The organism is Cysteiniphilum halobium, from assembly GCF_003574425.1.
GTDB classification, from domain to species: domain Bacteria; phylum Pseudomonadota; class Gammaproteobacteria; order Francisellales; family Francisellaceae; genus Caedibacter; species Caedibacter halobius.
The window spans coordinates 22,280-33,094 of sequence record NZ_QLIU01000051.1 but is presented as its reverse complement, the minus strand read 5'-3'; the positions used below and the strand labels follow the sequence as shown (position 1 = coordinate 33,094).

Sequence of the window (10,815 nt, the reverse complement as noted above, 5' to 3'; positions counted from 1 at the left end):
ACATGACATCCATTCCATAATCCAAACACTAATATAGTCAATAGTTTACTTAAATTGGATTTATTTTGGAACTACTATATAACTGAACTAATCTTAAACTATCAGTACTAGCTCCAAGCATCAAATTAGCGTGAGTGGTATTCGTGATCTTTTTTCTTATTAAAGCTTCAGGGCTTGATCACCTGAACTGGAATATCTAAAGACTCACTAATGTCTACGTAGGTATACCACTGCCACCACCTGAGTCATTACCTTCTTATATAATAATTTTTAGATTATTTTTAAACCAACTATTGACCATGACGTTGCGTAATACTTTAAGATAGTTGCTGACCCAATAATAAACACAAATGAAGGTAGAAAAATATTATGAGTAAAGTAACACTATCATTTAAAGAGCCATCAATAATTATGTCTAGTATTAAGCTTGTCTTATGGCAAATCTTTTTTAATATTCTTATTTTAATTGCTATTTATGGGGTAGAATATGTTTTTCACTTAAATCTATCTTCTCTAAAAGGGGAACCTGCCAATGTATTTGGCTTTTTAGCTGGAACAAGGATTTTTGCTCATAGACTCGTAATAAATAATCCAATGCTAAATTATGCAAACCATCTAAAAAAAGTAGCTATTTTATACTGGATTCTCATGAACATTATAAGTATTTCATACTGTGTTGTCCTGAATATTATGCCTAATGATTTTTATAATATTATAGGTGTAACAACAGAAATGATTATTCTAAGCTTCATTTTTGCCCTAGCATTTTATTGGTTTTCACTACGTATAACAACTCGTAAGTCTAAATTATTGGCTTGCCGATAACTATCAAACAAGTTTTTTAACTTTTCCACTAAGCACTAGTGGGCACTTGCAGCCCTGGAACAAAAATAGTGCGCTTACCATCAAGGTTTGGTGTACCTTTTGAGGACTTATTTTAACTGTAATACTTAAAAATTAAGAAGAGGCATCACACTGCCATAAATAGGCTAAGCAACGTAATGCTAACAATAGAGAAAACAAACATCTTGCGTGCCCATGGGGCTTTGTCTTCAGCTTTAAAACCTTTCATACTTAATGCAATCCAGGCAACACCTAAAATAAATGCAACGGCTAAATACAACAAATGTACATGTGCAACTACTGCCAACATAAGTGTAGCAATAACATATAACACAACAAAGATAAGCGCATTTACTTGGGTATACAGCATACTGCGTTTCAGTGGCAAGACCGGAATATTTGCTGCGGCATAATCATCTTTGCGATAAATAGCAATAGCAAAGAAATGTGGCATTTGCCAACAGAACAAAATAATAAATAATGTCAATGCAACGATATCAAATTGGTTGGTTACAGCGGTATAACCAATCACTGGAGGAACAGCACCAGAAACTGCACCAACAACCGTTCCAAAGATCGAGCTTCGTTTAAACCATAGCGTATAGGCGACAACATAGGCAAAAAGCCCAATCGCCGCAATAATTGCGGTTAAGCTATTTGTCCCAACATATAGAATTAAAAAGCCGAGGATACCGAGGATAAATGCATAACTAATAGCAAAACGTAATGACACTAAACCACAAGCTGACGGACGTTTTTGTGTGCGTTTCATCAGCTGATCGATGTCACGATCAATATAGTTATTCAAAACGCAGCCACAAGCGATAACACATGCCATACCAACAAGTGCACTTAAAAAAACAACCCAAGAAAAATTACCCTGAACTGCGACAAAAAAACCACCGCACAAGGTAACGATGTTCCCAAAAATTATTCCGGGCTTGATCAATTTAATGAGTTTCATTAAGGTTACATGACCATCATCATGCTGTAAAGATTGAACATAATCCATAACGTACCGATTACTAAAATTAATACAACAATTACTGCGAATATAAAGCTGATCAGATTCCAGCGCGCTTTTGAATCCGTGCTTAAGTGTAAAAAGAACACAAGCTGCACATAAAGTTGGATAAGTGCCAAAATCGCTACTGAAATATACAGTCCAACCGGTGGAAAGACTTTAAACCCAACTAAGCAAAATGCAATAACGGTGATAATAATCGATAGTACAAAACCTGTGATATACGTTTTGTATGTACCATATGCGGCACCTGTTTCAGGGTCGTATAAATGTTCGCCTGCCATATTAGATTGCTCCCATTAAGTAAACAACTGAGAATACAAAAATCCACACGATATCCAAAAAGTGCCAGAATAAACCCAAGTACGTTAACTTCGTTTTACTCATCGGCGTCATACCGTGTTTACGAATTTGGAAGATCATACTCACAATCCAGATTAAACCAATGCTTACGTGTAACCCGTGCGTTCCTACCAAGGTGAAAAATGATGATAAGAAAGTACTTTGTGCCCATGAGTGGCCTTCCATATATAGGTGATGAAATTCATAAAGCTCCATAATAATAAAGCCTAATCCCAGGATGAAAGTCACCCATAACCAACCAGTAATCGCTTTAATGTTGCCTGAGTTACGTAATAACGTTGCCAAGCCAAAAGTAAAGCTACTTATTAAAAGCAACATCGTCTCAACAAACACAAACGGCAAGCTGAACAACTCTTTAGGGCCTGGACCACCAAATGTATGTGTGTGGAATACGGCGTATACTGCAAATAACGTTGCAAACAACACACAGTCACTCATAATATAAATCCAAAAACCAAAGACGTTTTTGGAACCATCGTAATGATGGTGATGTTCACCATGATGGCTTTCTACTGTTGCAGTACTCATGCGCCCACCTTCTTCATTTTTTCAATTTCGTTTTCAGTCTCTTCTACTTCTTTTGCTTTTACATAGTAGTCAATATCATAATTAAACGAACGTGTAATCACCGAAATAAGAATACCTAACAATCCAACCCCAGCTAACCACCAGATATGCCAAACCATTGCAAAACCAAAAACTAAACTAAATGCACCAATCACAAAAGCAACACCTGTATTTCTTGGCATATGAATATCTTCATATGGGCGTTTTTCAGTAACTGGACGGTTCTCAATATTTAAGCCTTTTTTCTTTTGCTCCCAGAAGGCATCGCGGGCATCAACAACTGGATCATGCGCAAAATTATAAAATGGTGCCGGAGAAGCAGTTGCCCATTCTAGCGTATGTCCACCCCAAGGATCTCCCGTTAAATCACGATATTTATGGCGATTCTTGATGCTTACAATAACTTGAATGAATTGTAAAAGTATACCTATAGCGATTAACATAGAACCAACCCAAGCCACAATCAGCCATGGCTGGAAACCAGTTGCTGCATCATAATGATATAAGCGGCGTGTCATACCGATAGCACCTAGATAGTAAAGCGGCATAAAGGCAACAAAGAAACCGATAATCCAAAACCAAAAAGCCCATTTACCAATGCGTTCGTTGAGTTTGAAGCCAAACATTTTCGGAAACCAATAAGTCAGTCCTGCAAATGCTCCAAACACTACACCACCGATGATCACATTATGGAAATGTGCAATTAAAAACACACTGTTATGCATTTGGAAATCAACGCCAGGTACCGATAGCAACACACCAGTCATACCACCAATTGTAAAGGTTACTAAAAAGCCCATTAACCAATACATTGGCGAGGTAAAAGTAATACGGCCTCGGAACATGGTAAATAACCAGTTGAAGATCTTAACCCCTGTTGGAATCGCAATAATCATCGTCATAATACCAAAAAACGCGTTAACATTAGCTCCTGCACCCATGGTAAAAAAGTGATGCAGCCATACTGAAAATGCTAAAACGGTAATGGCAATTGTGGCACCCACCATTGTTGCATAGCCAAAGAGTTTTTTCTTTGAGAATACTGAGGTGATTTCCGAAAAAACCCCAAACATTGGCAAAATCAAAATATAAACCTCAGGATGTCCCCAAATCCAGATCAAATTAACATACATCATTTGATCACCTCCACCACTGACAGTGAAGAAATGCATATCCAAGTAGCGATCAAAAGTTAATAGCGCTAAAGTTACCGTTAATACAGGGAAAGCCGCAATAACAAGGATGACAGTACACAATGCAGTCCATGTAAAGACAGGCATTTTCATTAATGTCATACCTTTACAACGCATCTTAATGATGGTCACAAAGAAGTTAACCCCAGTCAATAAAGAACCTATACCGGATATCTGCAGCGCCCATATCCAGTAATCGACCCCGACCCCGGGGCTAAAAGCGGTCTCCGAATAAGGTGGATATGCTAGCCAGCCTGTATGGGCAAAATCACCGATTAATAATGACATATTCACCAAGATTACCCCAACGACAAAAAGCCAAAAGCTTAAGGCATTAAGATATGGAAATGCGACATCGCGTGCGCCAATTTGTAATGGCACAGCAACGTTTAGCAAACCAAATACAATAGGCATTGCCACAAAGAAAATCATAATCACACCATGCGCGGTGAAAACCTGATCAAAATGCTGTGGAATCAAATACCCTGTATGATCTCCTGATGATAAAGCCTGCTGTGTACGCATCATTGCTGCATCAACAAATCCACGAAATAACATAACCATCGCCACGATGATATACATAATACCAATTTTTTTATGGTCTACTGTTGTGAACCATTCACGCCACAAATAGCCCCATTTTTTGAAGTAGGTCAAACCACCTACCAATAACAACCCGCCAACCACAATAAAGATAAACATTCCAAGAATGATTAGCTGCTGGCTTACGGGTTCCCACAAATACGGGAAAACCTCATGCGGATCACTCAGTCTTCCAATCAATGCTTCTAACATATTCGTTTCCTATTTCTTCACACTTTAGTGACTCATTTCTGACATATGGTGCATATGCCCCATCATGCCAGGCTTATAGTTTGGCATCATGTAGGACATAACAATGTCATTAAACAAATTCTTATCAACTTGACCATAATATGCCACCGGATTATTAATTGATCTCTTGGCCAAATGATCCCAGAAATAATTCCAAGTCAGGTCTTTCTTAGCTGTTTTTACTTTAGCAACCCATTGATCAAAATCAGCTTTAGAAGTGGCATCTGCATAAAACTGCATATGTGCAAACCCTTCACCAGTATAATTTGCTGAGAATCCACGGTATTGACCCGGGTTATTCGCCAACAAATGAAGTTTGGTAATCATGCCAGTCATTGCATATATCTGGCCACCTAGCTGTGGAATAAAGAAAGAATTCATTGGCGCGGCTGACGTAATCCTAAAGTTAATCGGATAACCCACAGGAATTACAATTTTATTAACCGTTGCAATATCATACTGTGGATAAATAAACATCCATTTCCAGTCTAATGACACCACCTCAATTTCAACAGGTGTCTTATTTGACTCTAGTGGCTTGTATGGATTAAGTGAGTGTGTTGTTATCCAAGTTACAGTCCCCAAAATCAGAATAATCACACACGGGATCGCCCACCAGACGATTTCCAAGGCTGTGCTGTGTGACCATTCAGGACGATATTTTGACTTCGTTGCAGAGTCGCGATAACGCCACGCAAACCAAAATGTCAAAAAGATCACCGGAATTACCACGATTAACATAAGTAAAATAGCAAATACCAATAGACGAAGCTCATGATGTGCAATGGGTCCTTGCGGATCTAACACACCTGAGCTACAACCTCCAAGCAATAACAATGACAGCAGCGCTGCCAATATACTCAACGGCTTAGCTAAAGGCTTTTTGCGCTTTATTTTTCTGCCCCCAACACCCAACAAAGACAATGGTTTAACCATCCTCTTCAGTGTGGATACAAAAAAGTACAAGTACTTGATCATATTGATTTCCTTAGTTCCTTTATATCTAGCTAAGTTATTGGAAAATAACTTAGGGCATAGTATAACTATTTTTTTGCTAATTAAAACTGGCATGATTGACTTTATGGCGAAAAGGTATTTAGCACGTCAAAAGCATGGTTGCTTATTAAGCACAATTATTTAACACCTATACCCTAACTTACATCCAACTTTTTAGTTGAACAATATACTGTTCAACTCTATAATATTATTAGCAGCTATAATTTAAGAGGTGATCTATGAGAATCGTAAATTTTTCATCCGCTCGAAATAACTTTAATCGTATCCTTGATCAAACGGTTGAGGATCATGACTATACGATAATAACAAGGCGTGACAAAGAAGATGCTGTTGTTTTACCCTTAAGTCTTTTCAACAGCTACCTGGAAACCATGCATTTACTGCAATCACCCAAAAATGCCGCTCATTTAATGAAAGGTATTAAAGAGTACAAAGAAGGCAAAGCTAAAGAACAAGACCTGCTCGATGAATAAGCTTATTGCATTTGTCAATGATGCTTGGGAAGATTACCTTTACTGGCAAGCACAAGATAAAAAAACGTTAAAACGTATCAATAAACTGATTATAGACTGTAAACGTTCGCCTTTTGAGGGTTTAGGAAAACCAGAGCCGCTTCTAGGGAACTTAAGCGGCGCTTGGTCAAGACGCATTGATCAAGTTAACCGCCTCGTATATATAGTTGATGCCTCGCACATCACTATTATTTCATGTAAAGGTCATTATGACTAAAGTAAACAAATTAAGTCTTTTAATGATTTTAATTAAAACACCTGCTATAGCATCACCTTCATCACTGGTGACATAAAATAAGTTGATTCATCATAAACCATAGCTCAGAGCACATTTCCCATTAGCTATCCGCAGCTTAAAATACATATTAATTAAATAATTTTATAAATTAAAAACACACTAATTAGATAGAATATCATTCAACGTGTAAGAATTATCATGGTCGTCATTACAATGAATTAACTGGGAGGGGAAAACAATCATTTGACTGAATTACTTTTTTGTATACTTAACTGTTATACCTTTTAAAACATATAATTATTGTAAAAGATCAGTCAAATGTAAGTACCATCAAAAATAGTTTTTATTCAAAAAAATACAAAATTTTACGTAGGTATTATGAGCACTGAAAAATTCTTCTTGCACCAAGATATACAAAGCTTGCTGTACTCAATACAGGAAATACACCGCCAAATACATGGCACAGTAATCTCAAAAGAATTACTCGTTCGCCTACGCCTCTTACTTGAGAATACTGAGAATGATCAAGATGCACTAGCCATCATCAGTAGTCAAATAGATATCGCATTTAATAAAGAGAAGGCCAATCAACTAAAGCATAGTAATGATAATTTTCTGGTTCAAATAGAAGGTCAATGGACGATTAAACCTGCCACAGATATTATAGAAAAAAGCTATAAAGCTTACCGTTTTGAAAAAAAATCTCAAGATTTTTCAAAACTTAATCTAGTGAAGCTATGGGAGAAGTTTAAAGCAAAACTGACCTATTTAGTATTGCTATCTCTTATTATCAACCTAACCTATTTATCAATCCCTCTTTACATGAATGCAATTTATAGTCGAGTGCTACCTGCCTTTGCAACTGCATCACTTTGGACATTGTCAATTATTGTTTTATTACTCCTGGGGCTTGAGTTTATTCTTAAGAAACTACGGCTAGAAAGCAGTATTAAACTATCTAATGAGGTCATACAATTCATCGAACCCACTATACTCAAAAACGTGATGAGCGCAATAGCGTCAGAACATAACCAATGGGGCAAGAATCAACAAACAGTCATTCATAGTTTAGGGCAACTTAGAACCCTAGTATGGCGTATGATCAACGGCAACTATATTGATTTACCTTTTTTCTTTCTATTTTTATTTTGTATCTGGCTAGTTGGTGGCTATCTTGTGCTAGTCCCACTGGTTATTAGCACGATTCAAATTGCACTAATTTTTTACTTCCTTGGCACTCATCGAAAAAAACATGTTTCAACACACCTTCCAATCGATGGAATCTTAAATTTCATTGCCAATGGACTTAAACATACATTTTTATCTATATACCGCCAGAGATATGAGGCATTTGATATTGCAGAAAGCACTCAAACGAAACAAAATAGTCATCTTAATGCCATAGTTTTTTTGCTTAGTTCATCACAAACCGTATTTACCGTTATTTTAGCGTTCTACTTACTCCAAAAAAATGTCATATCGCAGGGAGCTCTATTTGCTGTTATTTTATTGACTGGAAAGCTATCTCAGCCTGTTATGAATTTATTAAGCGCGATCCCCACATTTAAACAAATAAAAGGCTTAGTTCATGCAATAAATGATTTTCAATCATCGGAAAGCAATGAACAAAGACTTTTACCTACCCTTCATAATACTCAATCACCAACAAATGGCTGGCAACTTAGTAACATTCATTTATCTTTTGACAGCAAATCAAATATATTTGAAAATGTTAGCTTGGACATACCATTATCCTCTAGAATATTAATCATAGCTGAGCCAGGAACTGGCAAAACATCACTATCAAAAATATTAATGGGTGTCATGTCTCCTAGTAGTGGGAATGTACACTTCCAATACAATCAAGGTTATGGCTTTGATAATTTACATGAAAATGCTTATTATTCAAGTTACCCATACGTTCTATTCCATGAAACAATCTTTAGTTATTTTTGGGAATCCAAAGAAAAATGTAGATTTGCTTTATCTTTAGACTTTATGCAGTGGATTATTCCCTATCTAAAAGATGGTATCTATACACATTTCCATCACTTCAGCCAGCTTCTTTCTGATGAAAAACGGCAAATGTTAGACTTAGCAAGAGCACTGACAAGTAACAAAAAAGTATATATCTTGGATGACCCTACAACATTTTTGTCACTCAAAGCCCATAACACCTTTATCGATCAGATGCATAAACTGTTGATGGATAAGAGCATTACTCTCGTAATTTTTTCAAATCGTACTAGCCTTCTTGAATTAGTCGATCATGTTTCAATTCTAACCCCAACAGGAATTTTACTGTCAGATAACAAACAAAATTTTTTAAAAACTCAAAGGACTCAATAATATGGCACATGAAAAAAAAGATGAAATTATTTGGCCAGCCTATGTTGATATGTTAACTGTTTTAGTGATGATTTTTATTATGTTTAGTATTGTATTTATCCTTCGCCTAAGCATGTATAACATCGCCCAAAAAATGACTGCAAATATGCAGCAAAAGCCATCAACACAAATCCAACATCAGCAGCTTCCACCCCCTATCATTTATATGCAGCAGGACGCCAACCTTACAAAATGGGATTTAATACTACCGCTTGATAACTCTTTAAGCTTTGCAAAATCACAACAACAGATGGTCGACAAATGGTTAAAAGAACATCCACAAAGTAGTAATGCACGCTATCAAATTTCCATAGAACTTTCCAACCGGACACATGCATCTCTTGGCGCAATGCTACGCAAAATTTATATTCTCTATGCTAAAACAGCCAACTATATGCATCATAAGCATAACATTTCAACAAATCAAATACAGTTCCTTAATCAATCAAATCAGACTTCTGGTCAATCTAATCTGATTAAAATTAAGGTGGAAAAATGAAAGATAGGCTAGAAAAGGTTAATATTAAATCAATCATTGCAGCCATAAAAAAATTAAGTATCAATCTCAAAATTATATTGGCTTGCTTGCTTATAGCATTTTTGATTAGCTTATTTTTTCTGCGTCTTGATATTTTAGTTCATGCCAAAGGTTATCTACAAATTAAATTCAAAAACATCATACTGGAACATGCCACTGGAGGTACGATCTCAAAGCTACTTGTTCATGAAGGACAACATGTCAGAAAAAACCAGCTTCTAGCCATAATTGACAACAGTTATGTTAGTCAAGAATACACAAAGAACACAAGTAGTATTGCCATGCTGCAGTTACAAATCACACGTCTTAATGCCGAGATTAATCAAACTCCATTTATATGGCAAAATATTAAAATTGAAGGAGTAACTCAGGCAATGTTTTTAACGGAAAAAAATGTCTATGATAGTGAAATTGATACCTATAAACAAAATGAAAAACTTGCAAAAACTACCTATCAGGAAAAACTCGACGAAATTAAAGCCAATGCTGTAGATATTGAAGGTTTGAGAAAGCAAAAACAGCTTATCTCTGACCAAGTCAAAATGATTAAAGACTTGGTTAAAGAAGAAGCCGCATCAAAATCCTCGCTACTCAATCAAGAAGCTGAGGAACAAAAGATTCTTAATCAACTTAATACTGCCATTTCTCGACAAGAGCTTTTACAATCTCAGATGTATGAAGCTCAATTAAAAGTCACTAAAATTCATACTGATTTCATGTCGGATAAACGTAACAAACTATTGCAATTAGAACAACAACTTGCTGAACTTCAAGCCAAACAAACTGGAATATCAGATCGCAAAAAGATTGAGAACGTTTTTAGCCCAACCAACGGAATAATTCAAAGCATATTTAAGTCCAATGCTGGGGCTTTTATACCCTCAGGTGGTAAGTTATTTGAAATATCTCCTGACAATGTTCCGATTATCTGTGTTCTCAAAGTATTACCGAGTGATCGTGACAAACTATGGGTTGGCATGCCTGTAAAAATTTCCATAAATTCCATTTCAACTATTAGTACCAACTTCCTATCTGGAACAATTTCGCTTATTAGCGCAGATACTAAAGATGACAACATCAATGGCAATAATAGACCTTATTTCGAGGTTCATGTTGACCTGAATGAACAGGATATTCACAATCAACACATTAAAATCTACCCTGGTATGCAAGTAGATGGTTATATTATTGTTGGCAAAAGAACTGTTGCCCAATATATTCTAAAGCCAATGCTAACTGGAGCAAATACGGCACTTACTGAAGTGTAGAAGCTCAAAGTGCTTGCGCATCATCTGTCT

11 protein-coding genes are annotated in these 10,815 nt (G+C 36.3%); 6 read left to right on the top strand and 5 right to left on the bottom strand.

Going from position 1 to position 10,815, the window contains the following annotated elements; translation table 11 throughout:
- The first annotated feature begins 369 nt into the window (after positions 1–369).
- Positions 370–825, top strand: a complete 456-nt coding sequence (locus DNK85_RS08940; protein ID WP_119329231.1) for a hypothetical protein — start codon at positions 370–372, stop codon at positions 823–825.
- Between the two features lie 145 nt (positions 826–970).
- Here the strand turns inward: DNK85_RS08940 and cyoE are convergent, their stop codons facing one another.
- The 5 genes from cyoE to cyoA are packed head-to-tail and all read right to left on the bottom strand — an operon-like array spanning position 971 to position 5,802.
- Entirely contained in the window at positions 971–1,855 is an 885-nt protein-coding gene (cyoE, locus tag DNK85_RS08935; protein ID WP_119329230.1) for a heme o synthase, read from the bottom strand.
- The gene (cyoD, locus tag DNK85_RS08930) at positions 1,813–2,151 is read right to left on the bottom strand and encodes a cytochrome o ubiquinol oxidase subunit IV (protein ID WP_119329229.1); all 339 of its coding nucleotides are present in this window, start codon (positions 2,149–2,151) and stop codon (positions 1,813–1,815) included. The genes cyoE and cyoD overlap by 43 nt, the downstream gene beginning before the upstream one ends.
- A 1-nt stretch (position 2,152) precedes the next feature.
- Positions 2,153–2,758, bottom strand: a complete 606-nt coding sequence (cyoC, locus tag DNK85_RS08925; protein ID WP_119329228.1) for a cytochrome o ubiquinol oxidase subunit III — start codon at positions 2,756–2,758, stop codon at positions 2,153–2,155.
- Positions 2,755–4,785 carry a cytochrome o ubiquinol oxidase subunit I gene (gene cyoB, locus DNK85_RS08920; RefSeq protein WP_119329227.1) on the bottom strand — a complete coding sequence of 677 codons (2,031 nt, stop codon included), beginning with the start codon at positions 4,783–4,785 and terminating at the stop codon, positions 2,755–2,757. Before cyoB ends, cyoC begins: the two co-directional genes overlap by 4 nt.
- Positions 4,786–4,809: 24 nt before the next feature.
- On the bottom strand, positions 4,810–5,802 hold the full coding sequence (gene cyoA, locus DNK85_RS08915) for a ubiquinol oxidase subunit II (RefSeq protein WP_235842418.1): 993 nt from the start codon (positions 5,800–5,802) through the stop codon (positions 4,810–4,812).
- 257 nt (positions 5,803–6,059) lie between these two features.
- Here cyoA and DNK85_RS08910 point away from each other — a divergent pair, with 257 nt between their 5' ends.
- The 5 genes from DNK85_RS08910 (at position 6,060) to DNK85_RS08890 (ending at position 10,785) form a co-directional block, all read left to right on the top strand.
- The gene (locus tag DNK85_RS08910) at positions 6,060–6,314 is read left to right on the top strand and encodes a type II toxin-antitoxin system Phd/YefM family antitoxin (RefSeq protein ID WP_119329226.1); all 255 of its coding nucleotides are present in this window, start codon (positions 6,060–6,062) and stop codon (positions 6,312–6,314) included.
- On the top strand, positions 6,307–6,570 hold the full coding sequence (locus DNK85_RS08905) for a Txe/YoeB family addiction module toxin (RefSeq protein WP_119329225.1): 264 nt from the start codon (positions 6,307–6,309) through the stop codon (positions 6,568–6,570). The genes DNK85_RS08910 and DNK85_RS08905 overlap by 8 nt, the downstream gene beginning before the upstream one ends.
- A 399-nt stretch (positions 6,571–6,969) precedes the next feature.
- Entirely contained in the window at positions 6,970–8,940 is a 1,971-nt protein-coding gene (locus DNK85_RS08900; protein ID WP_119329224.1) for an ATP-binding cassette domain-containing protein, read from the top strand.
- 1 nt (position 8,941) lies between these two features.
- Entirely contained in the window at positions 8,942–9,478 is a 537-nt protein-coding gene (locus DNK85_RS08895) for a hypothetical protein (protein WP_119329223.1), read from the top strand.
- Positions 9,475–10,785: an HlyD family type I secretion periplasmic adaptor subunit gene (locus tag DNK85_RS08890; RefSeq protein ID WP_119329222.1), complete on the top strand. Its 1,311-nt coding sequence runs from the start codon at positions 9,475–9,477 to the stop codon at positions 10,783–10,785. Before DNK85_RS08895 ends, DNK85_RS08890 begins: the two co-directional genes overlap by 4 nt.
- Positions 10,786–10,815: the final 30 nt, after the last annotated feature.

Coding starts and splice junctions, on each gene's coding strand:
- DNK85_RS08895 (WP_119329223.1), top strand. CDS start 8,942: ATGGCACATGAAAAAAAAGATGAAATTATTTGGCCAGCCTATGTTGAT.
- DNK85_RS08905 (WP_119329225.1), top strand. CDS start 6,307: ATGAATAAGCTTATTGCATTTGTCAATGATGCTTGGGAAGATTACCTT.
- DNK85_RS08900 (WP_119329224.1), top strand. CDS start 6,970: ATGAGCACTGAAAAATTCTTCTTGCACCAAGATATACAAAGCTTGCTG.
- cyoD (WP_119329229.1), bottom strand. CDS start 2,151: ATGGCAGGCGAACATTTATACGACCCTGAAACAGGTGCCGCATATGGT.
- cyoB (WP_119329227.1), bottom strand. CDS start 4,785: ATGTTAGAAGCATTGATTGGAAGACTGAGTGATCCGCATGAGGTTTTC.
- cyoA (WP_235842418.1), bottom strand. CDS start 5,802: ATGATCAAGTACTTGTACTTTTTTGTATCCACACTGAAGAGGATGGTT.
- cyoC (WP_119329228.1), bottom strand. CDS start 2,758: ATGAGTACTGCAACAGTAGAAAGCCATCATGGTGAACATCACCATCAT.
- DNK85_RS08940 (WP_119329231.1), top strand. CDS start 370: ATGAGTAAAGTAACACTATCATTTAAAGAGCCATCAATAATTATGTCT.
- DNK85_RS08890 (WP_119329222.1), top strand. CDS start 9,475: ATGAAAGATAGGCTAGAAAAGGTTAATATTAAATCAATCATTGCAGCC.
- cyoE (WP_119329230.1), bottom strand. CDS start 1,855: ATGGATTATGTTCAATCTTTACAGCATGATGATGGTCATGTAACCTTA.
- DNK85_RS08910 (WP_119329226.1), top strand. CDS start 6,060: ATGAGAATCGTAAATTTTTCATCCGCTCGAAATAACTTTAATCGTATC.